The sequence below is a fragment of the bacterium genome (assembly GCA_019637795.1).
In the GTDB taxonomy this organism is placed as follows: Bacteria; Desulfobacterota; Binatia; order HRBIN30; family CADEER01; genus JAHBUY01.
Window position 1 is genome coordinate 474,979 of the sequence record JAHBUY010000003.1, and the last position, 25,494, is coordinate 500,472.

At 71.9% G+C, this 25,494-nt stretch carries 20 protein-coding genes; 3 read left to right on the plus strand and 17 right to left on the minus strand.

Annotation, left to right across the window (positions count from 1 at the left end; translation table 11 throughout):
* Nucleotides 1–40: 40 nt before the first annotated feature.
* Nucleotides 41–1,513: a sulfatase gene (locus KF840_12040; protein MBX3025627.1), complete on the minus strand. Its 1,473-nt coding sequence runs from the start codon at nucleotides 1,511–1,513 to the stop codon at nucleotides 41–43.
* A gap of 155 nt (nucleotides 1,514–1,668) precedes the next feature.
* Between KF840_12040 and KF840_12045 the strand changes: the two genes are divergently transcribed.
* The 3 genes from KF840_12045 (at nucleotide 1,669) to KF840_12055 (ending at nucleotide 6,193) form a co-directional block, all read left to right on the plus strand.
* Complete coding sequence (locus KF840_12045) at nucleotides 1,669–2,499, plus strand: hypothetical protein (GenBank protein ID MBX3025628.1); 831 nt, start codon at nucleotides 1,669–1,671, stop codon at nucleotides 2,497–2,499.
* A gap of 195 nt (nucleotides 2,500–2,694) precedes the next feature.
* Entirely contained in the window at nucleotides 2,695–4,407 is a 1,713-nt protein-coding gene (locus KF840_12050; protein ID MBX3025629.1) for a hypothetical protein, read from the plus strand.
* A 136-nt stretch (nucleotides 4,408–4,543) separates the two neighbouring features.
* On the plus strand, nucleotides 4,544–6,193 hold the full coding sequence (locus KF840_12055; protein MBX3025630.1) for a glycosyltransferase family 39 protein: 1,650 nt from the start codon (nucleotides 4,544–4,546) through the stop codon (nucleotides 6,191–6,193).
* A gap of 62 nt (nucleotides 6,194–6,255) precedes the next feature.
* On the opposite strand, the gene KF840_12060 is transcribed toward KF840_12055, so the two are convergent.
* From KF840_12060 to ptsP, 16 genes are all read right to left on the minus strand, one after another.
* Complete coding sequence (locus tag KF840_12060; protein ID MBX3025631.1) at nucleotides 6,256–6,855, minus strand: hypothetical protein; 600 nt, start codon at nucleotides 6,853–6,855, stop codon at nucleotides 6,256–6,258.
* Between the two features lie 17 nt (nucleotides 6,856–6,872).
* Nucleotides 6,873–7,697 carry a hypothetical protein gene (locus KF840_12065; GenBank protein ID MBX3025632.1) on the minus strand — a complete coding sequence of 275 codons (825 nt, stop codon included), beginning with the start codon at nucleotides 7,695–7,697 and terminating at the stop codon, nucleotides 6,873–6,875.
* Between the two features lie 121 nt (nucleotides 7,698–7,818).
* Nucleotides 7,819–9,120 carry a hypothetical protein gene (locus tag KF840_12070; protein ID MBX3025633.1) on the minus strand — a complete coding sequence of 434 codons (1,302 nt, stop codon included), beginning with the start codon at nucleotides 9,118–9,120 and terminating at the stop codon, nucleotides 7,819–7,821.
* 23 nt (nucleotides 9,121–9,143) lie between these two features.
* Nucleotides 9,144–11,111 (minus strand): hypothetical protein, encoded by a 1,968-nt coding sequence (locus KF840_12075; protein MBX3025634.1) that lies wholly within the window; start codon nucleotides 11,109–11,111, stop codon nucleotides 9,144–9,146.
* 117 nt (nucleotides 11,112–11,228) lie between these two features.
* Nucleotides 11,229–11,819, minus strand: coding sequence for a hypothetical protein (locus KF840_12080; GenBank protein ID MBX3025635.1), 591 nt, complete (start codon nucleotides 11,817–11,819; stop codon nucleotides 11,229–11,231).
* Between the two features lie 92 nt (nucleotides 11,820–11,911).
* Entirely contained in the window at nucleotides 11,912–14,206 is a 2,295-nt protein-coding gene (locus KF840_12085) for a hypothetical protein (protein ID MBX3025636.1), read from the minus strand.
* 123 nt (nucleotides 14,207–14,329) lie between these two features.
* Nucleotides 14,330–14,815 carry a DUF4340 domain-containing protein gene (locus tag KF840_12090; protein MBX3025637.1) on the minus strand — a complete coding sequence of 162 codons (486 nt, stop codon included), beginning with the start codon at nucleotides 14,813–14,815 and terminating at the stop codon, nucleotides 14,330–14,332.
* Between the two features lie 5 nt (nucleotides 14,816–14,820).
* Nucleotides 14,821–16,158 carry a GldG family protein gene (locus KF840_12095; GenBank protein MBX3025638.1) on the minus strand — a complete coding sequence of 446 codons (1,338 nt, stop codon included), beginning with the start codon at nucleotides 16,156–16,158 and terminating at the stop codon, nucleotides 14,821–14,823.
* The gene (locus KF840_12100; GenBank protein MBX3025639.1) at nucleotides 16,155–16,910 is read right to left on the minus strand and encodes an ABC transporter permease subunit; all 756 of its coding nucleotides are present in this window, start codon (nucleotides 16,908–16,910) and stop codon (nucleotides 16,155–16,157) included. The genes KF840_12095 and KF840_12100 overlap by 4 nt, the downstream gene beginning before the upstream one ends.
* Nucleotides 16,907–17,845 carry an ATP-binding cassette domain-containing protein gene (locus tag KF840_12105; protein ID MBX3025640.1) on the minus strand — a complete coding sequence of 313 codons (939 nt, stop codon included), beginning with the start codon at nucleotides 17,843–17,845 and terminating at the stop codon, nucleotides 16,907–16,909. Before KF840_12105 ends, KF840_12100 begins: the two co-directional genes overlap by 4 nt.
* Nucleotides 17,846–17,970: 125 nt before the next feature.
* Entirely contained in the window at nucleotides 17,971–18,246 is a 276-nt protein-coding gene (locus KF840_12110) for a hypothetical protein (protein ID MBX3025641.1), read from the minus strand.
* Nucleotides 18,247–18,278: 32 nt separating this feature from the next.
* Nucleotides 18,279–18,464 carry a hypothetical protein gene (locus tag KF840_12115; protein MBX3025642.1) on the minus strand — a complete coding sequence of 62 codons (186 nt, stop codon included), beginning with the start codon at nucleotides 18,462–18,464 and terminating at the stop codon, nucleotides 18,279–18,281.
* A gap of 10 nt (nucleotides 18,465–18,474) precedes the next feature.
* On the minus strand, nucleotides 18,475–21,171 hold the full coding sequence (locus tag KF840_12120; protein ID MBX3025643.1) for an MMPL family transporter: 2,697 nt from the start codon (nucleotides 21,169–21,171) through the stop codon (nucleotides 18,475–18,477).
* A gap of 25 nt (nucleotides 21,172–21,196) precedes the next feature.
* Nucleotides 21,197–22,261, minus strand: a complete 1,065-nt coding sequence (locus KF840_12125; protein MBX3025644.1) for a hypothetical protein — start codon at nucleotides 22,259–22,261, stop codon at nucleotides 21,197–21,199.
* A 207-nt stretch (nucleotides 22,262–22,468) separates the two neighbouring features.
* The gene (locus tag KF840_12130) at nucleotides 22,469–22,915 is read right to left on the minus strand and encodes a DUF4878 domain-containing protein (GenBank protein ID MBX3025645.1); all 447 of its coding nucleotides are present in this window, start codon (nucleotides 22,913–22,915) and stop codon (nucleotides 22,469–22,471) included.
* Nucleotides 22,916–23,034: 119 nt separating this feature from the next.
* Complete coding sequence (gene ptsP / locus KF840_12135) at nucleotides 23,035–25,449, minus strand: phosphoenolpyruvate--protein phosphotransferase (protein ID MBX3025646.1); 2,415 nt, start codon at nucleotides 25,447–25,449, stop codon at nucleotides 23,035–23,037.
* Nucleotides 25,450–25,494 lie beyond the last annotated feature (45 nt).

Below are 25,494 nucleotides of genomic sequence, written 5' to 3' on the forward strand. Positions count from 1 at the left end.
CGCCGTGTAGTACGGCGGCGAGCCGCTTGGCCAGCCGCCCTCAGTCCGGGTTGTAGCCGAGGACGCGCAGGCGCTGGCGGGTCGCCTCGTCGAGCCGGCCCGCCTCGCCCACGCCCGCGCCGCGCGCGACGCGGGCGGCGAAATCATCCAGCAACTGGCGCAGCGCCGGGCGCTCCGGATCGTCCGCGAGCGGCGCCTGCTCGCGCGGATCGGCGGCCAGATCGAAGGCGGTCTCGGCGCCCTTCGGGCCGACGATCAGCTTGCGATCGCCGCGGATGACGACCCGGCTGGGCGTCGGCTGGCGCGCCCCGAGCAGCGGGTAGAGCTCGCTGAAGCCGACCCCGCCGGGCGCCGCGCCCAGGGCCTGGCGGGCCGCGGTGAGCCAGCCGCGCACCCCGACGTGGGCGTCGATCAACGGCCACAGGCTCCGCCCCTCGAAGCCGGCCGGCGCCGGCACGCCGACGGCGGCGAGCACGGTGGGGGCGACGTCGAGCAGCGACACGACGGTGCGGATGCGCGCCGGCGCCGGGTGGCGCGTGGTCTCGATCAGCAGCGGGACGTGCAGGCTCTCCTCGAACAGGGTCATCCCGTGGCCGAGCCTGCCGTGCTCGAGCAGCTCCTCGCCGTGATCGGCGGTGAACACCACCAGCGCGTCGTCCAGCAGCCCGCGCTCGCGCAGCCCGGCGAAGAGCGCCGCCAGGCGCTGGTCGATGGTGACCACCTCGGCGTCGTACAGGTCGTTCACCCCCTGCAGCAGCTCGGCGTCGGTGAGCGGCACGTCCTGCGAGCGATCGCGCGCCGCCCGCTCGACCGGCAGGCCCATGTGCTGGTGCTCGTCGAGGACGTGGTCCGCGGCGCGGTCGGTCACCGTGCGCGCCCGCGCCACGTCGCCGCGGCGCGCCAGCACGCGGTCCAGGATCTCGGCCGGCGCGTCGTACGGCGTGTGCGGCTCCATGTAGTGCAGGTAGAGAAAGAGCGGCCGCGCCCGCTCCGTCTCGGTGCGGCCGTCCAGCCACGCCAGCGCCTGCGCCGTCACCGCCTCGCCCGAGGCCTTGGCCAGCGGCCCGGACGGCCCGGACACCAGTCGCGCCACCGCGAAGCCGCGCGCCAGGCCGAGCTGCGGCGCCATGCCGCCGTGGCCGGAGATCGCCGCCGTCGTGTAGCCGGCCTCGCTGAGCGTCGCCGCCAGCGTCGGCACCGTGTCCGGCAGCGCCAGGCCGAGCGCCGTCTGGCCGTGCTGGGTCGGGTACAGCGAGGTGAACAGCGAGGCGACCGACGGCGCCGTCCACGAGCTGCTCGGATAGGCGCGCTCGAACACCGCGCTGCGCGCCGCCAGGGCGTCGAGGAACGGCGTCATGCCGCGGTCGTTGCCGAGAAACCCCATGCGGTCGGCGCGCAGCGTATCGACCAGCACGATGATGACGTTCGGCCGCCAGCCGCCGGCCGGCGGGCGACCGCCGCAGCCGGCGATCGCCACCACCGCCGCCAGCGCGGCCACGAGCGCACGAGCCATCGAACGATCCAGCGTAAACCGAATCCGTCGGCTATCGCCAGCGCAAAGCCGCCGCGCCGGCGCGGCGCGGCGGTGCGCGGGCGCGCCGCCGGCGACGAATCCCATTGACCATGACCCGCGGCCAGTGCCAGGAAGCAGATAGCCAAGGGGGATAGATGACAGTTCGACGGGTCCTGCTCGCCGGGCTTGCGGGTGCCGTGCTGGTCACGGGGGTGGCATCGGCACAGCTCACCGGCGCCCAGCAGAAGTGCATCGACAACTACAACAACAAGCTGCGCCTGGTGTCGCAGCAGGTGGGAAAGAGCGCCACCGCCTGCATCAAGCTGGCGACCGAAGGCGACCTGCCCAACCCCGAGGCCTGCGTGGTCGGCGACGCCGACGGCAAGATCGCCGACAAGACGGCGAAGGTCGCCGACCTGTTCGGGCCCGGCAAGCTGTGCGACCCGGTGCCGCTGGTGATCGTGCGCCCGGCGGCGATCGCCAACGCCGCCCACGTCAGCGCCCTCAGCCGCCTCATGCACGAGCTCTTCGGCAACCCGGTCGGCCTCTTCAGCACCGACAAGACCGACGCCAAGTGCCTCAACAAGGCGGTGCAGCGCGCCGCCCAGGCGCTCACCGAGATCGTCAAGCAGCACCGCGGCTGCACCCGCGCGGGCATGAAGGCCGGCACCGTCACCAGCAACGCGACCCTGCTCGCCACCTGCGGCACGTTCGCCCTGCTCGACACCGGCGGCAAAGCGGACGGGCGGCTGAAGAAGCTCGACGCCGACGTGCAGAGCGCCTGCGCCAAACCCGGCATCAACCTGGCGGCGCTGTTCGACGGCCTGCCCGCCGCCTGCAACGAAACCGCGGCCGCGCTGTCGGCCTGCCTGCAGGCCCACACCCGTTGCCGGGCGTGCATCGCCATCAACTACGCCGACTCGCAGAGCATGAGCTGCGACGTCTTCGACGACGGCCTCGCCAACGGCTCCTGCGCCCCCACCTGAGGGCCCGCAAAGGCAAGCGGCACAGGCCCTTCAAGCAAACGATCGTTTCGGTGAAGCCGCGCTCACCATGAGAAAAAATCGCCTTGACATGACCGTGGCGGCCGTGGTCAGGACGGATATCACCATCCTATTCTCGAGTTAGTCCATCAACCGTGCAGCCCGGGCGGCTGCACCACATCAGCAAGGGGGGTACGTATGTGTAGTCGCAGGCTTCTCACGCTCGGCGGCAGCATCGCCGTCAGCCTGCTGGTCGCTGGCAACGCCTTCGCGGCGCTGACCGGCGCCGAGCAGAAGTGCATCGACGGGTACAACAATTTCCTGCGCCTGGTCTCGGCGCAGGCGGGCAAGTCGGCCACGGCGTGCGTCAAGACCGCGACCAAGGACGGCTCGAGCCCGAACACCTGCATCGTCACCAACACCGACGGCAAGATCGCCGGCAAGGAGACCAAGGTCACCGGCCTCTATCCGGCCAAGTGCACCGGCAGCGAGCCCATCCAGCAGGGCGCGGTGACCGGCAACGCGGCGCACCGCAATTCGGCGACCGAGCTGGCGCACGCGCTCTTCGGCGATCCGACCGGCACGCTGAGCAACGACAAGGCCGACGCCAAGTGCCTGCAGAAGATCGTGCAGCGCTCGACCCAGGCCTTCACGGCCATCATCCTGGCGCACCGCGCCTGCGTGAAGAACGGCATGAAGTCGGGGACGATCACCGACGCGACGAGCCTCGATGCGACCTGCGGCACCTTCGCCCAGATCGACAGCGGCAACAAGGCCGCCGGCAAGCTGGCGGCGGTGAGCGCGGACGCGAGCGGCACCTGCGGCGCGACCACCTCCTCGCTGGCGTCGCTGTTCGACGGGCTGCCCGCGGGCTGCACGAACAACACCACGAACCTCGGCAACTGTGTGGTCGCCAAGACCCGTTGTGTCGCCTGCCGGACGCTGAACGCTGCCGACGGCCAGAACATTGACTGTGACGTGTTCGACGACGGCTCGTCGAACTACTCCTGCGAGCCGATCGGCGCGGCCACCTGCACTCTGGACGCGAGCAGCCAGCTCGCCCTCGGCACCGCGGCGCTCAGCCTGCCGCTCGCCGCGAGCGGCACGCTGAACATCGCCTGCGGCTCGGCCGGACCGGACGGCGCCGCGAACTGCACCTGCGACGTCGGCGCCTTCGCCCCGATCGTCATCATGAGCTTGGGCGACGTCTGCGTGCACCCCGCCGCCGGCTGCACGCCGGGCAAGATCGACTGCAACGGCGGGACCTCGCTCAATGCCTCGCTGGTCGCCGATCACGACATCGGCTCCTGCAGCGGCGATGCGAACTGCAAGACCCAGTGCGACGCCTACTGCGGCGGCATCAGCTCGAGCCGCCTGACCTACGGCTGCGAGGGCTTCTGCCAGGGCGGCTCCAACCACGGCGGCGCCTGCACGCTCGACTCGCAGTGCCCGGGCGGCCAGTGCCCCGGCAAGGATCCGGTGCCGCCGGCGCACGCCGGCACGTGCAACTGCTCGTGTCAGTCGCAGGGCCTCGGCGCCCCGGCGGCGGCCGGCAACATGGCGTGCGAGGTCGGCACCCAGATCGACGTCGAGCTGCCCAGCAACGGCACCTGCGGCGACACGGTGACCATCGCCCTGCCGCCGATCTGCGGTGGCGTGACCACCACCACGGCGAGCGGCGGCATCCTGAACGCCGACAAGGCGATGGGGATCACCGTTCCGCCGTACGGCACGCTGGTCAACCCGCCGTTCGGCTACGGCACCTACCCGAACTCGCTCACCGGCGTCGCGACGTCGTGCGCGTCGCTGAGCGGCAGCTCGGTGTCCGGTCTGAAGCTGGTCGGCCACCTGGCCTTCCCGGATTCGACGCTGGGCGACATCCTGGCGATGAATTCGTTCGTCTGCCAGTAAGACCCATCAACGGCCTGGAGGGGGCCGGCGTCGCCGGCCCCCTCCAGCACGGTACTGCGCGAAAGCCCCTGACGCCCCGGCGTCAGGGGCTTTCGTCGCTCTGGGATCGTCGGCGGCGCGCCGGGGGTTCAACGCGATGACCGCTCGCCAGCGCGCCATCGGCGGCGCGATGCTGCTCGCCGCCAGCGTCGCGCTCGCCTACGCCGGCAGCTTCGCCGGCGGCTTCGTCTCCGACGACGTCGCGGCGATCGCCAACAACCCGCTCCTCGAGGCGCTCGATGCAGCGCATCTGCGCGCCATCTTCGCCAGCTTCGACGACGCCAACTACATCCCGCTGAAGGTCCTCTCGCTGGCCGTCGATCGCGCCGTCTGGGGACCGGAGCCGTTCGGCTACCACCTCGGCAACCTGCTGCTCCACATCGCCTGCACCCTGCTCGTCTGGCGCATCCTGCTGCGCCTGGCGCTCTCGCCCGGGGCGGCGCTGCTGGTGGCGCTGCTGTGGGCGCTGCACCCGCTGCAGGTCGAGTCGGTGGCGTTCATGAGCGAGCGCAAGAACGTCCTCTCCGGCGCCTTCTTCTTCGCCGCCTTCCTCGCCTGGCTGCGCTTCTCGGCGCGCCGCGACTGGCGCGCCTACGGCGCCGTGGCGCTGCTGTTCACCGCCGCCCTGCTGTCGAAGATGAACACGGTGGTGCTGCCGGCGCTGTGCATCGCCTACGAGGTCCTGGTGACCCGGCGCGTCGGCCGCTGGACGCTGGCGGCCACCCTGCCGCTGTTCGCCATCGGCGCGGTCGTCGTCTGGTACAACCTCGCCGGCAACCCGATCCACGGCAGCCGCTTCCACGGCGGCAGCGCCCTGGTGACCTGGCTGACCAGCAGCACCGTCGTGTTCCGCTATCTGGCCCTGACGGTCGCGCCGCTCGGGCTGCGGACGTTCTACTACATCCCGCTGCACGGCTCGCCGACCGACTGGCCGGTGGCGCTGTCGCTGCTCGGCCTGGCGGCGCTCGCCGCGCTGGTCTGGGGCCTCCACCGACGTCGGCCGCGCGAGGCCTTCTGGCTTCTCTGGTTCGGCATCACGCTCGCCCCGATGCTGAACATCGTGCCCTTCCCGACGCTGATGCAGGACCGCTACATGTACCTGCCGCTGCTCGGCCTGCTGGCGGCGCCGGCGTGCGCCCTCGATGCGGGGCTGTGGCGCGCCGCGGCCCGTCGCGCGGCGGCGGTCGCCGCGACGGCGCTCGCCGTCGCCCTCGGCGGGCTCACCGTGACCCGCCTGGCGGTCTGGCACGACGAGATCAGCCTCTGGCGCGACTGGGCGCTCCAGGAATGGTACCTGCCGGTCGACCAGGGCCCGTTCCTCACCCGGGACAGCGAGCGCAAGCTCGCCATCCTCGAAGCGGCCGCCCGCGCCACGCCCGATTCGGCGCTGCTGCGCCACAATCTCGGCGCCCTCCTCTACGAGCGCGGCGACCTGCCGAAGGCCGTCGCCGAGCTCGACGCCGCCACCCGGCTCCCGGGCGGCGACGCCGGCGTGCCGCTGCTCAATCTCGGCCGGGCGCTGCTCCACGGCGGCGACGGGCCGCGCGCCGCCGCCGTCCTGCAACGGGCCGTCGAGCGCGAGCCCTACTCCTTCTACGCCCAGCTCAACCTGGCGCGCGCCGCGCTGCGCGTGGGCGACACGGCGACCGCCCGCCGCGCCCTGGAGGCCTGCGCCCGGATACGGCCGGGTTCCGAGCGCCAGTACCGGGGCGAGTGGGAGGCGGTGGGAGGGAGGGAGGCGGGTTGAGGGGGTGGGGCGAGCCGGAATCCGCCCCCCCCGAGTCCCCTCCCCCTACCCTCGCGGCGAGATCACTGCGCCGCTGGGGTCGCCGCGGGCGCGGTCGCTGCCGCGGTCGGCTCGGCGGCCGGCGTTGCGGCGGCGGCGGGCGGCGCGGAGCCGGTGAGCTGGCTCAGGTTGGCGATGAACCAGGCCTGCGCGTCCTTGGACACGGCGTTGTCGCTGACCCCGTACCAGTGCTGGGAGGTCTCGACGAACGCCGTCGACTTGTCGCCCGTCCAACCCGGCTTCTGCGGGTTGGTGCCGTTCGGCGGTCCGAAGCGTTTGGTCAGCGTCTCGATGACGGACTGCTGGTTCTCGGCCCCGTAGTAGACGACGTACACCCAGAGCTGGTTCTTCCAGAAGCGCAGCTCGACGTCCGCCTTGCGCTTCAGCTCGGGAACCTCGACGCCGCGCACGACGTAGCGCGTCAGGTAGTCGCTGACGAATGCCTGCGAGCCGAGGTTGGCGGCGGCGGGGACGGCCTCCATCTTGGGGTAGAGCTTCTTCACCGCCTCGACGCTCGAGCCCAGCTTCGCCTTGCCGAATCCGGTCGGCTCGTTGGTGACGCCGAGCGCCGGCGCCGCGATCAGCGCGGCCAGCACCGCGAAAGCGATCGTTCTCTTGCGCATCTCTCTCCCTCCAACGTCTAGGGCAGCGGGGTGAGCGAGCGACCGCGCTGCTGCAGATAGAACCCCATGGCCGCGGCGACGAAGCCGGTGGTGTGCGTCCAGGGGTGGTTCGCCGTCGCGGAGACTCCGTCATATTCGATCTCCGACGGCGGCGACAGCCATCGCCCGTCGGGCCGGCGCGCGGCGGCGATCACCTCGACCCAGCGATCCGCCTCGGCCGGGCTCGGCGGGGCGAAGGCGAGGAGGATCGCCGCCCGCTCGGCGAACAGGTCGCTGAAACGGGCGTCGGCGCGCTGTTCCGCGGCGATGGCCGCCAGCAGCCCAGGCGCGCGGCCGCTGGTGGCGGCCGGCAGCGGCAGCCCGACGCTGCGCGCCCAGGCGAGCACCAGGAACTGGTGGGTGAGGATGTAGCCGGTGCCGGGCGTCGCGGTGAAGTCGGCGATGAACGCGGCGGCGCGCTCCGGCGGCGCGCCGACCGGCGCGAACACGTAGGTCGCGAGCCGCGTGATGCCGCGGCCGGGATCGGCCGGCAGCGGCGGTGGCGGCGCATCGGCGCGCAGCAGGCGAGCGAATCGGTGATCGCGCAGGCGGCGCTCGGTCTCGGCGACCAGCGCGCGCAATTCGGGATCGGCGCGCTGCGCCGCGAGCTGCTGCAGGAACCAGGCTTCGCCCATCTCCATCGCCGGCGCGCCCGGCGCGCGCAGCGCGGCAACGGCGCTCGTCAGGGCGCCGGCGGCCGCCGCGTCGGCGGCTCGTTCCGCCGCCACCGCCGTCGGCGCCGCCGCGACGGCGGCCCCGGACAGTGGCCAGAGGACCGCGTCGAGGAGGAACGCCGCCGCCATGACGCCGCCGATCCGCCTCCACCCCGCGCCGCATGACCGGCCGGCCATCGAGGCTACTGCGCCGCGCACCGGATCCACTGGTGAGGCGGAGCGCCGCGGGACCCGCGGCGCTCCGTACGCATCACTGACAGATGAACGTGTTGCGGCTGCGGATGTCGCCCAGCGTGGAGTCGAAGAAGCCGAGCTGACCGACCAGCTTCAGGTTGGCGATGTTGTGCGCCTGGAAGTCGGCGCACGACACCCGGGCGCCGGTAACGGACTCCGGCCCCGCGGGCGGGATCGTGGAGGTGGGGCTGTTGTTGGCCTTGAGGATGACGCCGGTCGAGGTCTCGCTGCTCACCGCGCCGCAGACCGGCGCCAGTTGGATGGTCGCGGGGTCGCCGCAAGCGCCGTTGGACGGCAACTCGACGTTGATCTGCGTGCCCAGGTTGCACGACAGGCCGCCGGCGGCGCTGGCCGCGCCGACGCCGGTGGCGGAGCAGACGCAATTGCAGTTGTCGAAGTGCGCCACCGGCTCGCCGCCCGGGCACTGGCCGCCGGGGCACTCGCTGTCGCGGTTGCACTCCATCTCGTCGGCGCTGCCGCCCTGGCAGTAGCCCTCGCAGCCGAAGCTCTGGCGGACGTAGCCGGCGCCGAGGGAGGCGCAGTGCGCATCGCAGCTCGCCGCGCACTGGGCGTTGTTGCTGCAGGAGCCGATGGCGTGGTTGGCGTTGAGCACCACGTCGAGCGGCGCGCCGCCGTCGCAGTCGACCTTCCCCGGAGCGCAGCCGGCGGCGGGGTTGACGCAGACGTCGCCGATCGACGGGATGACCACCGGATCGAAGGCGATCAGCGCGCAGGAGCAATCCGCGGTGCCGTCGGCGCCCGGCTGGCCGCAGTCGATCGAGAACTTGCCCGTCGCCGGCAGGGCGAGCGGCAGCGCGGCGGTCTGCAGGAAGAGCTGGCTCCCCTCCTTCAGGGTGCACTGGTTGCGCACCACCGGGTCCGCCGTGTTGGTCGGGGTCGGGGTGCGGGTCTGCGTCAGGGTCGGCGTGCTGGTGGGCGTCACCGTGCTGGTGCCCGTGGCCGTTGGCGCCGCGGTGTTGGTCGGGACGGGCGTGTTGGTCGGGACGGGCGTGTTGGTCGGCACGGGGGTGAAGACCATCGGGCAGCCGGCGGCGTTGAGGAAGCTCTGCACGCAGCGGTCGACCTCGTTGGCATCGACGGTGCCGTCACGGTTCTGGTCCGCCGCGGCGCAGCTCGGGGCCGGCAGTCCACTGGCCAGGTTCACGCAGGCCTGCAGGTTGGCGATGCTCACCCGGCCGTCGCCGTCGCAGTCGCCGACGCAGACGGCGGCGGCGCGGCCGACGGTACCGAGCGCCAGCAACGCCGCCAGCGCCGCGGCGCGTCGCAGCGGGAGTCGCGAAAGTACCCAGGTCGTCATACGCATGTCCTCGTTCGTCCGGTTCACGGAACCGTGATCGCGCCGGGCTCGGCGAGCAGCCCGATCGGCGCGGCGGCCGGCGACGCGCCCTCCGCGGTGTGCTCCAACACGATGGCGCCGCCGCCGCTCTCGACGGTGAAGCGGCAGGCGAACAGCGCGCCGTCCGGCAGCACCGCGTTGTTGTCGCGGCCGAAGACGCCGACGCGAACGCCGGCGCGCCCCTCGCCGTCCTCCGGCAGGAGCGCGGCGACGAGCTGCTTGCCGAGCGCCTCCGCGGCGGCACCGACGGTGCAGTCCGGCGCGGCGCCGGCGCTCAGACGGTCGGCGGGGAAGCGAATGTCGGTCGATACGGCGGCGATCGCCTGTCCGCGCGGCGTCAGGCTGGCGGTGACCTCGGCGGTCCCGCCGGCCGCGGCGGTGCCGGCACTGAGGCCGAGCGTTCCCGGCGCCGCGCTGACGTCGATGCGGCCGTCGCTGCCGGTGACCGCGATCGCCTGCGCCTGCTGTCCCGCCGCCTCCGGCGTGTTGCGCAGGACGTAGCTGCCGTTGGCCGCCGGCGACAGCAGGAAGCGGCAGACGGCGAGCGGTCCGCTGCCGATGAGGGCGTTGTTGTCGAGGCCGATGATGCCGAGGCGCAGCAGGCCGCCCGAGGCGTGCGCCAGCGCGTCCTTCACGCCGGCCAAGCGAGGCGCGATCCGACAGTCCGGCTTGCCGTCGTCGCTGGCGACCACCGACAGGGCCTCGGCGTCGAACTCGATGTCCGTCGCCACCGAGGCGATCGGGGCGTCGTTCGCCACCAGGGTGATCGGCACGTCGACGGCGAAGCCGGCGGTGCCGGCGACGACGCCGAGATTCACCGCCGCCACGACGGCGGTGGTGGCGGTCGGCGTCGGTGGCGCAGTGGCGGTGCTCGTCGGCAGCGGCGTATTGGTGTGGACGGCGGTGGTGGTCGGCGCCGTGGTCGCGGTGCCGGTCGGCACCGGCGTCGCGCTGCCGGTCGGCGCGCTGGTGGCGGTGGCGGTCGGACCGGTGGTCGCCGTCTCGGTCGGCGCGCTGGTCGCGGTGTCGGTCGGCGCCGGCGTGTTGGTGCGCGTCGGCGCCGCCGTATCGGTGGCCGGCGGCGGGTTGGTGCGCGTCGGCCCGGTGGTGTTGGTGCGCGTCGGCACGGAGGTGTTGGTGCGGGTGGGCGGTCCCGGCGCGGTCGCGGTCGGCACCGGCGCGGTGTCGGTGGCGGTCGCGGTGGGCGGCGGCGGCGCGGTGCTGGTCGAGGTCGGCGGCGGCGTCACCTGGCCGGTCGCATTGGCGATCGCCGCCCGCACGTTGGGATCGCTGCCGGCGGCGGTCTCGGCCGAGGCGTTGATCGCCGCCGCGGTGAGGCCGAAGGCCTGGTTCGGCGAGTCCTGCACCGCGCGGCGCACCGAGCGGATCTCGTCGGCGTCGAGGTCGCACAACGCGGCGCGGCCGGCCGAGACCTCGTCGAGCAGCAGGCGGAGGGCGGCCTCGCTCTCGAAGGTGATGTCGACCGTGGCGGAGTCGACGAAGGCGCGGGTCAGCGTGCGGTCGCGCGTGTTGCCGACCTCGACCACGTAGCGGCAGGTGCCGTAGTTGGTGCCGGTGGGCATGCGCAGGGCGAACGAGCCGTCGCTCCCGGTGGTCGTCGTGTTGACCGTCTCGCCGCCGCGGATGGTGCCGTTCCTGACGTTCGAAGGGCCGATGCGCAGCAGGCGCACTTCGACGCCGGCGCCCACCGGGAAGACGTTGTTGGCGACCAGGGCCTCGACCCGCGTGACGACCCACCCCGCCAGGCGCTCGAGCGCCGACGGGGCGGCGGCCAGGCGGCCGCTCGGCATCCGGACCTGGCCGTTGACCACCGGTCCGTTGTTCTCGGTCGGCACGCCGACGGAAACCGACGACTCGCCGCCGCAACCGGCCATCAGCCAGAGCAGGATCGCGGCGCAGAGCCAGGCCCGATGCGACGGCGCAGGGCGCATCATCAACTCATTCCCCCCTCGAGACGAACGAGCTTCAATCAACACCAGCGAGCGGCGCAAAGGCAAGCGGAAAGGCCTGCGACGTGGGGTGCGAGGCGCGGGCCCCGCGTTCGCGCCCTACTTGGCGCCCGGACTGGGAGCCGGCGTCCGCTGCTCCATCTCGTCGAGCTCGGCCTGGCTGGGCGCCTTCCACTCGCCGCGCGTCAACTGCTTGAACCACTTCTGGGCATCGGCGGAGAGCGCCAGGTCGGCGACGCCGTAGGTGCGCAGCCGGGTGGAACCGGTGACCTGCACGGTGTCGGTGATCCACAACAGGTTGCTGTCGCCGTTGTCCTGGTTCGGGCCCAGGCGCTTGGTGAGGGCGGCCAGGACGTCGGCGTCGCTGTTGTCCCCCCAGTACACCTGCACCACCCAGAGGTTCTTCTTCCAGAAGCGGAGCTCGACGTTGACCGGCTTCGACAGCCCCTCGACGTGCTGGTCCTCGAGATAGAGGCGGTGCACGAAGGGGCCGCCGACGCTCGGCGCCCCCACGTTGCGGCCGTCCGCCAGGACCTCGGCGCTGGGAAAGAGCGCCTGCGCCTTGTCCCAACGGGTGCCGAACGGCGCCGGCCCATAGCCCTTCAACGTATCCATGGGCGCCGCCGCGGCGGCGGCCATCGCCGGCACCAGCAGCAGGAGGAGCAGCGGCGGTCGGCGGCGCGCCGGCATGGGCGGGCGGGAGAAGGCAATGAGCGGATTCGGCATGGCGGCAACGGCCTCGGCGTCTCGGCTCGACGGTCTCATCGATACGGGGCCCGCGCTCAGGGCGCGAGCAGGCGGGTGATCGCCACCAGGTCGGCGGCGGTGATGACACCGTCCGCGTTGGCGTCGGCGCCCACCGATCCGGGGAAGGTGCCGCCGCTGACCATGCCGACCGCATCGCCGTCGCCGTCGAAGATCTCGCTCACCAGGAACTCGCGATCGGCCGGCGTCACGGCGTAGTCGCCGTTGGCGTCGCCGCGGATCGGCGTCTCCACCTGGCAGGTGGCGGAGCAGCCGTCGCCGTCGAGCTCGTTGCCGTCGTCGCAGGTCTCCGGCGGCTCGATGCTCATGTTGCCGCAGGCGGGACAGGGCAGGACCTCGTCGCTGACCGTCACCACGGCGCGCGGCGTGACGGTGCCGAGGACCAACGGCTCGCTCGCCGGGTCGCCGTTGTGCAGCAGGATGTTCTGGCCGGTGCTCGCGTTGGCCCGCATGGTGCCGAGCACGACGGTGGCATCGCGGCCGGTGATCCGATTGCGCCCCTCGGGACCGAGGCTGCTGAGGATGCCGGTGCCGCCGCTCGGACAGGCGGGAGAGTCGAGGCCGCACACGGTGACGGCGCAGCCGACGATGTCGACGCTCGCCGCCGGCAGGGCGCCGCCGTCGGCGACCAGCGACGCGGCGATGGTGACGTCGCCGTCGGAGACGATCTGGATCTTGCCGCCGCCGCCGGAGCTCGAGCTCGTGGAGATGTTGCCGCGCACGTCGATCAGTCCGGTCGAGGAGAGGCCGACCTGACCGCCGGCGCCGGCGCCCAAGCCGCGCGCGTCGGTGACGCCGGTGAGCAGGATGCGCTGGCCGGCATCCACCGAGACCATGCCCCCCTTCCCCGCCGGGCTGCCGCCGGCGGCGCTCATGCGCCCGTCGATCAACGCCGGACCGCTGTCGACGGCGACGCTGATGGTGCCACCGGCGCCGCTTCCCAGGGCGCCGTTCGCATTCAACGTCGCCGTCAAGGCGACGCGCACCGCGTCGCCGCCGTCGAGCTCGATGGTTCCGCCGCCGCCCCCGCTGGAGCCGCCGAGCGCCGTCAGCGTGCCCTCGACGACCACCGCGTGCGGCAGGGTGCCGTCGGCGCCGCTCTCGATCGAGATCGCGCCGCCGGCGCCGGAGGAGCTGCCGTCGACCTTGATGCTGGCGGTGCGGGTGACCGTGACGCTGCCGGTATCGCTGCTGAGATCGACCTCGCCGCCGCCGCCGTCGCCGGCCACCGAGGTGAGCGCGCCGTTGATCGTGACGTCGCGCGATCCGGTGATCGTCGTCGAGCCGCCGCTGCTCTCGACGCCGGCGGAGCCGGAGTCGAGCGCGCCGTTGAGCACCACGGTGCCGTGCTTGGCGGTGATCTCGATCTCGCCGCCGTCGCCGTCGGGACCGCCGCCGGCGGCGTTGATCGACGCCGCGGGGAGGCTGTTGGTGACGTTGCCGTCGGCGGTGATGGTGACGCAGCCGCCGGCGCCGCCGCCGGTGTCCGTGCCACCGGTCTTGCCGGTGGCGGTCAGCACGCCTTCGACGCTGACGTGCCCGCTGGCGACGCCGTCGCCCAGGGCGGTGACGTCGAGCGTGCCGCCGAAGCCGCCGGCGACCGTCGCATCCACCTTGAGGACGGCGCTGCTGGTGATCACGACGTCACCGGCGCCGGGCGCCACGCCGGCATCGATGTCGATCGTGCCGCCGTCGCCGCCGGTGCTGTCGATGGCGCCGCTGATGGTGGTCGGTCCGGTGGTGGTGATGGTGACGTCGCCGCCCAGCCCGTCGGATCCGCCGAGCACGCTGATCGCGCCGGTGAGGTTGACGCTGGCCGCGGTGACGCTGACGGTGCCGCCGACCTGGGCCAGCGAGAGCGAGCGCGCCGTGATGCCGGGCGTGGTGGTGTTGCCGCCGATGGTGACGTCGGCGCCGCTGGTCAGCGTGATCGTGCCGCCCGGCGAGCCGCGCGCGTCGAGGCTGCCGGACACCGCCACCGGCCCGCTGACGTCGATGACCAGCGTGCCGCCGCTGACGGCGGTGGTGCCGCTGGCGCGGATGAAGCCGCTGCTGTTCACGGTGAGGCGGCCGGCCCGGATGGTCATGGTGGCGCTGCCGACGTCCAGCGCGCCGCCGGCGTTGATGCGCAGCTCGCGCGCCCCGACGTCGATCACCGAGTTGGCGGTCACCGGCACCGCCGTCGAGACGACGCAGGGGTCGGCATTCGGCGCGCACAGGTCGTTGGCAGTGGTCGCCCACAGCGGGGTCGACAGCATCAGCAGCAGCAACGCACCCAGCGCGCCACTCCTGCCCAGAGTTTCGGCTCGCATAATCCCCTATCCCGCTTTCGACCGCGCAGGCGGTCGCGTTCGGCGTATGGACCCACGGCTACCCAAGTCGCATTGCAGAGGCAAGGAAAACCCCCGCCGGGCGCCGCCGGGCGGCGCCCGCGTTCACCGCGTCATCAGCTCGACGTAGTAGCGGACGTTGAGGCCCATCAGGAGGATCTGCGGGTTGCCGACGAGCTGGCCGTAGACCCCGGTGTTCGCCGGATTGGTATGGCCGACGAGCACGGTCACCGGCCGGCCCTCGCGGCGCTCGAGCTCGATGCGCGCGAACGGCTGGTCGAGGCCGAACTCGTCGCCGGCGTCCGCCGGCGCGACCGCCTCGGCCGGCGCGTCGAGCACCGCGGCGAGGAGGGCGTCGACGAGGTCGGAGGTGACGGCGTCGCCGTGCGGCGCCGCCACCTGCCAGCGGCCGTCGACGCGCCGGGCGCTGATCCGGCGGTCGCCGGCGCTGACGCTGACGCCGACGATGTCGGGCCGGCGCTCGGGCGACGCCGCCGGCGCCGGCGGCGGGGGCGGCGGCGTGGTGACCCAGAGGACCGCGGCGAGCAGCGCGGCGAGGGCGACGTACGACAGGGCGCGCGACCAGCGCATCCGCCTCACCCGCTGCGCCGCCGGTACGCCACGACCAGCAGCCCGCACAGCAGCACCGCGGCCGGCTGCGCCACCGCGCCGAGCCAGAAGATGCGCTCGCCCTGGGCGGCGCTGATGAACAGTTGGTTGACGCCGGGGAGCTGACGCGGCGGGCGGCTGCCGATCAGCGCCTCCTCGCCGGCCAGCCAGTCGACGGCGTTGAGGAAGAGGTCGCGGTTGCCGGCGTAGTCGAGCAGCAGGTTGGCGGCGAAGTCGGCATCGCCCACCACCAGCAGCCGACCGGGGCGCGGGCCGTCGCCCGCCACCTCGACGCTGGCCGCCACCGCCACCGGACCGCGGCTGTCGCGGCCGGCGACCAGCTCGCCGACGCCGGTGGCCAGGACGCTGCGGTCCGGCGTGCGCCAGCTCGACTCGGAGGTCGTCAGCAGATCGACGCCCGCGTCGGCGTCGGCCGCGCGCACCGGGCGGACCGCCGAGAGGAGCGGCGGGGCGCTGAGGTTGGCGCTCACCGGCTGCGCCGGGTTGCGCCCCGGCACCAGCATGGTGAGGTAATCGCCGGCGAACAGGCGGCGGTCGGAGTCGAGGACGATCTCGTCGCCGGCGATGATGCCGTGGCGCTGCAGCAGGGCGACCAGCGCCGGGGTCCGCGCCGGATCGAGCAGCACCAGCACGCCGCCGCCGCGCCGCAGGTAGGCGTCGATTTGTTGCAGCGCCGCCGGCGGGGGATCGCGCTCGGGGCCGGCGAGGATCAGCGCCGCGGCATCGTCGGGCACCGGCGTGTCGGCGTCCAGCCGCAGCTCGCCGACCTCGTAGCGCTCGTTGATGAGGGCGATGTTGGCGGCCGAGAAGCCGTTGCGCCGCTCGCGATCGCCGAGCCGGCGCTCGCCGTTGCCGGCGGTGGCGTAGACGCGCGGCCGCGCCGGCCGGGTCACCTGGATGATCGCCGCCATCAGCGTCGGCTCGTCCGGGTTGGCGAAGTCGCGCCGCCGGCCGTCGCTCTCGACCGCCACGGCGCCGTAGGCGTCGACCCCGAATTCGCGCGCCAGCGCCGGATTGCGGTTGAGATCGAGGATGCGGAACTGGACCAGCGGCTGCGCCGCGCGGACGCGGCGCAGCAGGTCCTCGATGTCGCGGTTGCGCGGGTCGTCGGCGCGCAGGAAGGCGGTCACCGACACCGGCGCGTCGACGGCCGCCAGGATGCCGCGCGCGTGCGCGGAGAGGACGCTGCGCCGCTCGGGCGTCAGGTCGACGCGCCAGCCGGTGCGCGCCGCCAGGCGCTGCGCGCAGACCAGCGCCACCGCGCAGGCGAGGGTGCCGATCAGGGTCGCCAGCCAGCGGCTCATCGGCGCCCCCGCCAGTGCCGCGCCTCGAGCACGCGCAGGGTGAGGAAGACGAAGAGGACCGTGGCGGCGGCGAAGTAGGCGAGATCGCCGGCGTCGATGACGCCGCGGGCGAAGGGCTCGAAGTGGTCGAACATCGCCAGCTCGGCGGCGAGGCGCAACGGCGGCGGACTGGTGGCCGCCTCGTTCCAGCTCACCGCCCAGCAGAGCAGCAGGAAGCCGAGGGTGGCGACCGCCGCCACCACCTGGCTCTCGGTGAGCGCCGAGATGAGCAGCCCGGCGGCGGCGAAGCAGACGCCGAGCAGCAGCAGGCCGAGATAGCTGGCGGCGATCGGCGCCCACGGCACCGGCTGGACGCGCGCCAGGAAGAGCGGATAGGCGAGCGTGCCGAGCAGCAGCAGCGCGATCACCAGCGCGCAGGCGGCGAGCTTGGCGGCGACGATGGCGCCGTCGCGCAGCGGGTAGGTGAGCAGCAGCTCGATGGTGCCGAGCTTCCACTCCTCGGCCAGCAGCCGCATGGTGAGCAGCGGCACGACCAGCAGCAGCACCATCGACAGCGAGTACGGGGCGCCGGCCATGAACGCCGTCCAGAAGTTGCCGAGGATGTTCACCCCGAAGCCGTACTGCACGAAGTAGACGAGCTGGGTGTAGAAGAAGAAGCCGGTCAGGGCGTAGAAGACGGCCCCGACCACGTAGACCAGCGGCGACGCGAAGTAGGCGCGCAGCTCCTTGCGCAGCAGGGCGAGCACGCTCATGGCCGCTCGCCGCCGGTGAGGCGCACGAAGCGCTCCTCGAGGCTGGCGGTCTCGGCGCGCATCTCGGCCACGCCCCAGCCGCGCCCGACCAGCGCGGCGGCCAGCGCCGGGCCGAGCGCGACGCCGGGCCGGCCGGCGACCACGACGTGCACCGTGCCGTCGTCGCTCGGCCGCGCCTCGGCGCCGGCGACCTCCGGCAGCGCGCGCAGCGCCGCGAGCACCGCCGCCGCCGGTCCCTGGACGCGCACCAGCAGGCGCTCGGCGGCCTCGCCGGCGCGCCCCAGGGCGTCGGCGCGATCCTCGGCGACCACCCGGCCGCGGTCGAGGATGACGACGCGATCGCACACCGCCGCCACCTCGGAGAGGATGTGGGTGCTGAGGAGGACGGTGGTGCGGCCGCGCAGCGCGCGCACCAGGCCGCGGATCTCCACCACCTGGCGCGGGTCGAGGCCGACCGTCGGCTCGTCGAGGATCAGCACCGCCGGCTCGTGCAGCAGCGCCTGGGCGATGCCGACGCGCTGGCGGTAGCCCTTCGACAGATGGCCGATGAGGCGGCGGCGCACGTCGCCGAGCCCGCACTGCGCGACCACGGCGTCGAGCCGCGCCCGCCGGCGGGCGCCGCGCAGGCGGCGCGCGTCGGCGCAGAAGTCGAGGAGCTCCCGCACCCGCATGTCGGGGTACCAGGTCGACTGCTCCGGCAGGTAGCCGACCTGGGCGCGGGCCCGCAGCGACGCGCGCTCGACGTCGATCCCCGCCACCTCGACGCGGCCGCTGGTGGGCGGGAAGTAGCCGGTGAGGACGCGCATGATCGTCGTCTTGCCCGACCCGTTCGGCCCCAGCAGCCCGATCGCCTCGCCGGCGGCGGCGCGGAACGACACGCCGCGCACCGCCTCGACGCGTCCGAAGGTCTTGGTGAGATCGGTGACGGCGATCATGGGCGGCGGGGGACGCGGCGCGTGGCGGGCGCCACGAGCGAGGGGCCTCCGGCAGCGCCTGTTGCATCACGCGGCCACGGCCCATGCAACAGGCCGCCGGCGACGCGGCGCCCTCAGCCCGTCGCTCAGCCGCCGAGCACCCCGGCCCGCCCCAGGGCGGCGATCAGACAGCCGGCGGCGAGCCCCCACTGGAGGTCCTTGATGCGGTTCGCCTCGGCGCCGCGGCTGACCTCGGTGGCGAGGGCGCGCAGCGCGAACAGCACCGCCAGGACGCCGAGCGCCCACGACATGCCCTCGACGGGGGGATTGCCGCTCGCCTCGCCGACCCGCTGCGACAGGCGCGCCAGCCAGGGCAGCGCGAGCGTCACCGCGGCGATCCGCGCCGCGCGCACCAACGACATGCTCGACCCGTGGCGCGCCGCGGCGCCGCCGTTCACTCGTCGCTGACCTTCGCCGACTTGGCGATGCGCAGCAGCTCCTGCGCCTCCGGATCGCCGGACTCGGCCAGGCGCTCCCACTTCCGATGCCGCCACGGTTTGAGGACGTACTCGTCGAGGAAGATGACGACGAAGCTGAAGCCGGTGACGATGAGGATCGAGCTCCACATGCCGAGTTCCATGATCGTCTCCTCAGCGCGCGGCGCCGGCGCCGGGGCGCGTGCCCGCCACCAGCTCCGGACTGCGATGCGCCTCGCGCATGACGAAGCGCGGCTTGAACAGCAGGATGAGCACCGGCGTCAGGGTCTGCGAGCCGACGTAGCTGATGGCCATCCAGATCGCCAGCAGCAGGCCCATCTCGGCGTTGAACCGGATGTTCGAGGTCATCCAGAAGACGGTGCTGATGACCATCGTCGCGGCGGTGAAGGTCACCGCCTTGCCCGAGGTCTCGAGCGCCTCGCGCAGCGAGTCCCTGAGATCGCCGCGGACCCGGATCTCCTCGATGGTGCGGCTGACGATGTACAGGCCGTAGTCGATGCCGAAGCCCAGGCCGACGGTCACCAGCGGCAGGGTGTGGATGTTCACGCCGATGTTGTTCACCGCCATGTAGGCGTTGACCATGACGTTCGACAGCGCCAGCGGCGCCAGCAGGTAGAGGCCGGCGGCGAACGAGCGGTACGTGAACAGCATGATCATCCACATGGTGAAGAAGCCGAGGAAGTTCATCAGCGCGTCGTTCTTCACCAGCTCTTCGTTGGCGGCGGCGAGGGTGCCGATGAGGCCGCCGGCGAGCTTGAACGCCGCCTTCCACGGCACCAGCACCGTCTCGACCACCGGGCCGCCGTCGCGCGTCAGCTTGAAGTCGAGCAGCGTCTTGTTGGCGCTCTGCTTGTTGAGGGCGACGCGCAGGCTCTCGATGTCGGTCACCTCGTTGCGCCCGATGCCGGTGATGACGTCGCCCGGCCGGAACGGCCCCTCGGCGCTCTCGTGCTCGCTCGACACCCACGACGGGCCCGCCTTCTCCCATTGCGCGCCCTGGACCTCGGTGATCACCACCTGGCCGTTCTGCTCGGCCACCGCGATGCCGAGGTCGGAGAGCTGCGAGCGGTAGATGAACTGCTTGGCGCGGTGGATGATGCGGCGGATGTTCTGCCCCTTGTGGTCCTTGCAGAAGAACGTGACGTGGGCGGTGGTGTAGCTGGGATCGACGTACTTCGCGGTCTCCGTCGGCGGCGAGCCGGAGAAGTAGATGAAGAAGAGGCCGCCGACGTCCACCCAGCTATTGGGGATGACGCCCCACTTCGGCTCCGACTCGTGGAACACGCCGTTGACGGCGCGGATGATGTCGGCGAGCGAGAAGCTGTAGCCGATGCTCGGGTCGCGCTCCATGACGCGCTGGAACTCCTCCATGCGCCGGAGCATCTTCGGCTCCTTCATGGCGTCGCGGTCGTAGCCCTCGGCGACGATGATCAGCGGCTCGACGCCGCCGAACTTGTCCTGGATCTTCTTGTGCGAGACGTTGTAGGGCGAGTCGAGGAAGAGCAGCGGCGACGCCGACGTCGGGTCGCCGATGGTCAGGCCGCGCACGAAGTAGACGGCGACGCTGGTGGCCAGCAGCCACGCCACCACGGTCACCGTCATCCCGGTCGGGGTCAGCAGGCGCTGCACGAAGCGGTTGATGAGCTTTCGGAAGCCGCCGCGCTCGCGCAGGATCACCAGCTCCGGTTCCGGCGCCTTCAGGTAGTAGTAGACGATCGGATTGAGCAGCATCTCCGAGATGGTGATGGCGAGGATCCACCACGAGGCGGTGATCGCCAGCTTCTGCAGCATGATCACCGGCACCAGCAGGATGACCAGGACGCCGAAGGCGTCGGTCGAGATGCCGGAGAGGGTCGGCACGAACAGCTCGCCGAAGGACGCGACGATCGCCCGTCGCTTGTGCCAGCCCGATTTCTCGAACTCCTCGTAGTAGCGATCGTGCATCTGGATGGCGTGGCTGACGGCGCGGGCGGTGATGAGGAACGGCATCACCAGCATCAGCGGGTCGAGCGCCAGGCCGATCAGGTGGATGAAGCCGAGCCCCCAGAACGCGGCGATCAGGCCGGTGATCGTGGGACGCAGCGCGCCGCGCCAGTCGTGGAAGTACATCCAGCGCAGCACCCACTCGATGCAGTAGGTGACGACGAGGATGAAGAAGACGTCGCCGGCGTAGTTGTACACCCAGCCGTACAGCCGCGGCTCGCCGGCGACGTAGATCGTGGTGTTCTCGTCCCCGAAGGGGTCGACGACGTTGGCGTTCACCTCCTCGAAGATGCGCCGGTAGTCGAGCTTGCCCTCGATGAAGTTGGCGCGGATCAACGCCGCCTTGTCGTCGAGCGAGACGAGGAGGCCGTAGATGTTCTCCGAGTTGTGGACGTTGCGGCGGATGAAGTTCGCCTCCTCCTGCGTCTTCACCTCGCCGGTCATCACCGGCTGGGCGCGCATGGTGCCGCCGGCGGCCACCTTCAGGTAGCGGACGGTGCGGTGGGCGATGGAATCGATCTGGTTGTGGTTGACGCCGTAGACCTTGTCGAGGCCCTCGGTCATCCGCCAGATCTTGTTCAGCGTCTCCGGGTTGAAGATCGAGCCGTCCTTCACCTCGAGCATCACCATGATGTTGTTGGCGCCGCCGAAGGAGCCGGAGAAGCGGTTGTGGATCTGGATGTACTCGTGCTCCTGCGGCAGCAGGTCGCCGAAGCTGGTGACCAACCGCAACTGGAAGGCCCAGTAGGCGAACAGCGCGGTGACCAGGATGACGATGATCGAGACGGGATGGCGATAGTCGATGAGCTTGTCGCCGAGCCAGTAGAGCAGCCGCTTGTCCTTGGGAACCTCGTAGTCGAGGGCCATGGTTCCTCCTACCTCGTCCCGTCGCTCAGCCGAGGGCGGGCAGCCAGGTCGCGCCGCCGTCGGTGGTGTGCAGGATGAGGCCGTAGCCGCCGACCACCCATCCGTCGTTCTTGTCGCGGAAGTGCACGCCGCGCAGCCAGGTGTTGACTTCCATGCCGAGCGACACGCGCTTCCAGGGCGCGCCCGGCTCGATGCGCTGCAGCACGGTGCCGGCGGCGCCGACCGCCCAGCCGGTGGCGTCGGGGAAGAGGAACGGCTGGTAGAGCGGATCGCCGGTCGAGTCGGCGATCGCGGTGTCGTCGAACTTCCACACCGCGCCGCCATCGGTGGTGCGGGCGATCCTGGTTTCGAGGCCGGCGGTGATGCCGGTGGTGGCGTCGGCGAAGGAGACGCCGAAGAAGGTCGGGATGTCGAGCGCGTCGAAGGTGCCCTCGGCGCCGATCAGGCTCTCCTGCTGGGTGCGCCACGACGCGCCGCCGTCGGTGGTGTGGTAGATGTTGCCGAACTCGCCGACCACCCAGCCGGTCGTCGGGTCGAGGAAGCGCACGCCATAGAGCACCGGCTCCTGCGCCAGCAGGGCCTCGTCGGCGGTCAGCTTCTCGTCGCTGCCGATCTTGCCCGCGGTCCACGTGGCGCCGCCGTCGCTGGTCTTGACGTAGGTCGCCTTGTCGCCGACCGCCCAGCCGTGCGTGGCATCGACGAAGTTCACCGCGAAGAGGTACACCGGGACGGCGGTCGGCTGCCGGGTCCAGGTCCGGCCGCCGTCGCTCGAGTGCAGGATCAGCCCGTCCTGGCCGACGATCCAGCCGTTGCTCCTGTCGGGGAAGCTGACTCCGTAGAGGGCCTTGTCGGTGCCGCTGGCGACCAGCGCCCAGGTGTAGCCGCCGTCGTCGGTGCGCAGGATCTTGCCGGCGTAGCCGACGACGATCGTCTGCTTGTCGTCGAGCGCGACGACGTCATAGAAGCGGTCGGCGATCGTGATCTTGCGCGTGTCCGCGGAGGGAATGTCTTCCGGCACTTCCTGGTGGCATCCGACGCTGCTCAGCGCCAACACCGCCACCCAGCAGGCCAACGGCCCGAACCTGTGCATGAAACCCCCTTGTCGGCCGGTTGCCGCGCCACGGCCGTCTGGACCCCTGTGCAAATGGGCAGGTCCTACCGGGGCGCTATCACAGGTGTCAAGAAAACCGTGGGAATTGACGACGGCCGGCCGGCCGGAGGACTCCGCCAGCGGCGTCGCCCGGAGCCCGGGTGGACGAGCGCGCGGCGATCCGCCGTCCGCCGCGGGCGGATCGCCTCATTTGCCGTCGACCACGTCCTTCGGGAACCACTTCGCCAGATCGCTGCGCTCGACGATCTGCTGCTGGTTGATCTTCCAGCGGCCTTCCTCCTTGAGCAGGGTGTAGAGCTCGTGCTCGACCACCCCGAGCTGGTTGAGGAACTTGTCCTGCGAGCTGAGCACGTTGGGCACGTAGGCGGTCTGGCCCTCCACCTTCCCCGGGTAGACGTGGAATTCGAAGATCTTCACCTCCGCCATCTGCATCATCCACTGCTGCTCCTTCACCCAGTCCTCCTTGGACTTGTTCTGCGCCATGGCGTGGGTGACGAGTGGATAGGCCTGGTTGAAGTCGCCGGCCTTGAAGGCGGTCAGGTACTGCTTGACCGTTTCCTCCGGCGTCAGGTCGGCGGCACGGAGAGGTGCCGCGGTCAGCAGCAGAGCGAAGAGAGCGAGAGCGATGCGCATGTCGGCGTCCTGAGGCTGTTACGCTGTTGGGCTGTTAGCTCTTCGGGGTCCTGAGGTCGGACATCATCTGCGGCCGGCGACCCCTGAGGGCCGACAGCCCAACCCCCTGACGGCCGTCTTCAATGGTACGTCTCCATCAGATCGATGACGTCGAGCGCGCGCATCTGCTCGAAGACGCAGCGCTTGACCTCCCGCACGGTGTCGAGGGTGAGGGCGTGGGCGGCGACGCGTTCGGCGGCGGCGATGTCCACCGAGCGGATGAGCCGCTTGATCACCGGCACGAAGAACGCGCTCATGCTGAGGTCGCGCAGCCCCATGCCGATCAGCACCAGCGTGCACACCGGGTCGGCCGCCATCTCGCCGCACAGCGACACCGGCTTGCCGGCGGCGTCGGCGACCCGCACCACCGAGGCGACGGCCCGCAGCACCGCCGGGTGCAGCGGCTCGTAGAGCGAGGCGACCTTGCGGTTGTTGCGATCGACCGCCAGCAGGTACTGGATCAGGTCGTTGGTGCCGATGCTGAAGAAGTCGACCTCCTCGATGAAGCGATCGGCCAACTGCACCGCCGACGGCACCTCGACCATCATGCCGACCGGGATGCTCGCATCGAACGCCACGCCCTCGCGCCGCAGCTCCGCCTTCGCCTCGTCGATCAGCTCCTTGCTGCGACGCAGCTCCTCGAGACTCGAGATCATCGGCAGCATGATGCGCAGCGGGCCGCGCGGGCTGGCGCGCAGGATGGCGCGCAACTGGGTCTTGAAGACCGAGGCCAGCTCGAGCGAGACGCGGATCGAACGCCAGCCGAGGAACGGATTCCGCTCCTCGGGGATGTGCAGGTAGGGCGGGTACTTGTCGGCGCCGAGGTCGAGCGTGCGCACGGTCAGCGGCAGGCCCTGCGCCGCCTCGGCGATGCGGTCGTAGAGCGTCACCTGGTCCTCTTCGCTGAGGAAGTCGCGGTGGCTCAGGAAGGCGATCTCGGTGCGGTAGAGGCCGATGCGATCGGCGCCATGGCGGTGCGCCAGCGGCAGGTCGCCGAGCAGGCCGATGTTGGCGCCCATCATGATCCGGCAGCCGTCGCGGGTGACCGCCGGCAGCGCCCGCAGGCTGTCGAGCTCGCGGTTGAAGGCGGCGTACTCGTTCCTCAACCGCCCGTACTCGCGCAGGACGTCGCCGCTCGGATTGACGTAGATCGTGCCGGCGTTGCCGTCGATGATCAGGTGCTCGCCCTCGTGGATCTCGGCCAGGCGCTCGACGCCGACGACGGTCGGGATCTCCAGCGACTTGGCGAGGATGGAGGCGTGCGAGGTCGCGCCGCCGGCCCCCATGACGATGCCCTTCAGCAGCTCCGGTTCGATGAGCAGGATGTCGGACAGCGTCAGCTCCTCGGCGATCAGCACCACGGCGCTGGCGAACGAGCGGTCGCGCTCGGCGACGCCGAGCAGGTTGCGCAGCGTGCGCTGGCCGATGTCCTTCACGTCGACCGCGCGCTCGCGCATGTACGGGTCGGCGAGGCGCGCGAACTCGTCCACCATCGCCGTCACCACCCGCTCGAGCGCCACCTCGGCGCTCGACCCGCCGCTGATGTGGCGCTCGACGCGGCGCGCGAAGGTGGTGTCGGTGAGCATCATCTGCTGGACGTCGAACAGCGCCGCGTCGATCTCCGGGAAGGAGCGCTGCACGCGCGCCTTCATGCGTTCGATCTCCTGCACCGACTGCGCGATCGCGGCGTGGAAGCGCTCGCGCTCCTTGCGCGCCGAGCGCGGCTTGCGACGCGGGATGCTGGCGAAACTGACCTCCGACTCGAGCAGGTGCGCGCGGCCGATGCCGAAACCCGGCGCCGCCGGCACGCCGACCAGGCGCGAGGCGGTGGCCGTCTCCGCCTCGCCGGTCGGCACCTGGCGGCGTTCGTAGGCCTGCAGCTTCTTGATCGCGTCGAGCATCCGCCGCTGGTAGCCGCGCCGCTCCTCCTCCTTGCTCTCCAGGCTCTCCAGCAGGCGGAGCTGGGTCAGCAGCCCGCCGACCGGCACCGCGACCGCCTTCATGAGCCGCACCTCATCGCGCGTGAACCGGCGCCGGCGCGAGGTCTGCACCACCAGCACCCCGAGCGCCTCGCGGCGGTCGACGATCGGCACGCCGAGGAACGAGTGGTACCGCTCCTCGCCGGTCTCCGGGAAGTACTTGTAGCGCGGGTGCGCCAGGGCATCGATCGCCATCACCGGCTCGCCCTTCTGGATGGCGAACCCGGTGAGCCCTTCGTCGATGCCCATGCTGACGGCGGCCACCGAGCCGGGATCGAGGCCGCGCGTGACCACCATGTGCAGCCGCTTCGCCTCGGCGTCGTAGCGGTAGATCGAGCAGACCTCCATGTCCAGGCGCTCCGCGACCAGCGCGACGATGCGCTCGAGGGTGCCCCGCAGATCGCCCGAATCGCCGATCAGGGTGCCGATCGCCTCGAGCAGGAGCAGGCCTCGCCCCCGCCCCCGCCCGCGCGGATCGATCCGCCGGCTGGACTCCTCGGTTAGTGCGCGTTCCATGGAAGTGGAGCCCTGCTTATAGCCAAGGGCCGTGGAAGCGACAAC

What these genes read in the sequence shown, in the direction of transcription:
- KF840_12040 (MBX3025627.1), bottom strand. Translation starts at nt 1,513, where the DNA reads ATGGCTCGTGCGCTCGTGGCCGCGCTGGCGGCGGTGGTGGCGATCGCC.
- KF840_12045 (MBX3025628.1), top strand. Translation starts at nt 1,669, where the DNA reads ATGACAGTTCGACGGGTCCTGCTCGCCGGGCTTGCGGGTGCCGTGCTG.
- KF840_12050 (MBX3025629.1), top strand. Translation starts at nt 2,695, where the DNA reads ATGTGTAGTCGCAGGCTTCTCACGCTCGGCGGCAGCATCGCCGTCAGC.
- KF840_12055 (MBX3025630.1), top strand. Translation starts at nt 4,544, where the DNA reads ATGACCGCTCGCCAGCGCGCCATCGGCGGCGCGATGCTGCTCGCCGCC.
- KF840_12060 (MBX3025631.1), bottom strand. Translation starts at nt 6,855, where the DNA reads ATGCGCAAGAGAACGATCGCTTTCGCGGTGCTGGCCGCGCTGATCGCG.
- KF840_12065 (MBX3025632.1), bottom strand. Translation starts at nt 7,697, where the DNA reads ATGGCGGCGGCGTTCCTCCTCGACGCGGTCCTCTGGCCACTGTCCGGG.
- KF840_12070 (MBX3025633.1), bottom strand. Translation starts at nt 9,120, where the DNA reads ATGACGACCTGGGTACTTTCGCGACTCCCGCTGCGACGCGCCGCGGCG.
- KF840_12075 (MBX3025634.1), bottom strand. Translation starts at nt 11,111, where the DNA reads ATGCGCCCTGCGCCGTCGCATCGGGCCTGGCTCTGCGCCGCGATCCTG.
- KF840_12080 (MBX3025635.1), bottom strand. Translation starts at nt 11,819, where the DNA reads ATGCCGGCGCGCCGCCGACCGCCGCTGCTCCTCCTGCTGCTGGTGCCG.
- KF840_12085 (MBX3025636.1), bottom strand. Translation starts at nt 14,206, where the DNA reads ATGCGAGCCGAAACTCTGGGCAGGAGTGGCGCGCTGGGTGCGTTGCTG.
- KF840_12090 (MBX3025637.1), bottom strand. Translation starts at nt 14,815, where the DNA reads ATGCGCTGGTCGCGCGCCCTGTCGTACGTCGCCCTCGCCGCGCTGCTC.
- KF840_12095 (MBX3025638.1), bottom strand. Translation starts at nt 16,158, where the DNA reads ATGAGCCGCTGGCTGGCGACCCTGATCGGCACCCTCGCCTGCGCGGTG.
- KF840_12100 (MBX3025639.1), bottom strand. Translation starts at nt 16,910, where the DNA reads ATGAGCGTGCTCGCCCTGCTGCGCAAGGAGCTGCGCGCCTACTTCGCG.
- KF840_12105 (MBX3025640.1), bottom strand. Translation starts at nt 17,845, where the DNA reads ATGATCGCCGTCACCGATCTCACCAAGACCTTCGGACGCGTCGAGGCG.
- KF840_12110 (MBX3025641.1), bottom strand. Translation starts at nt 18,246, where the DNA reads ATGTCGTTGGTGCGCGCGGCGCGGATCGCCGCGGTGACGCTCGCGCTG.
- KF840_12115 (MBX3025642.1), bottom strand. Translation starts at nt 18,464, where the DNA reads ATGGAACTCGGCATGTGGAGCTCGATCCTCATCGTCACCGGCTTCAGC.
- KF840_12120 (MBX3025643.1), bottom strand. Translation starts at nt 21,171, where the DNA reads ATGGCCCTCGACTACGAGGTTCCCAAGGACAAGCGGCTGCTCTACTGG.
- KF840_12125 (MBX3025644.1), bottom strand. Translation starts at nt 22,261, where the DNA reads ATGCACAGGTTCGGGCCGTTGGCCTGCTGGGTGGCGGTGTTGGCGCTG.
- KF840_12130 (MBX3025645.1), bottom strand. Translation starts at nt 22,915, where the DNA reads ATGCGCATCGCTCTCGCTCTCTTCGCTCTGCTGCTGACCGCGGCACCT.
- ptsP (MBX3025646.1), bottom strand. Translation starts at nt 25,449, where the DNA reads ATGGAACGCGCACTAACCGAGGAGTCCAGCCGGCGGATCGATCCGCGC.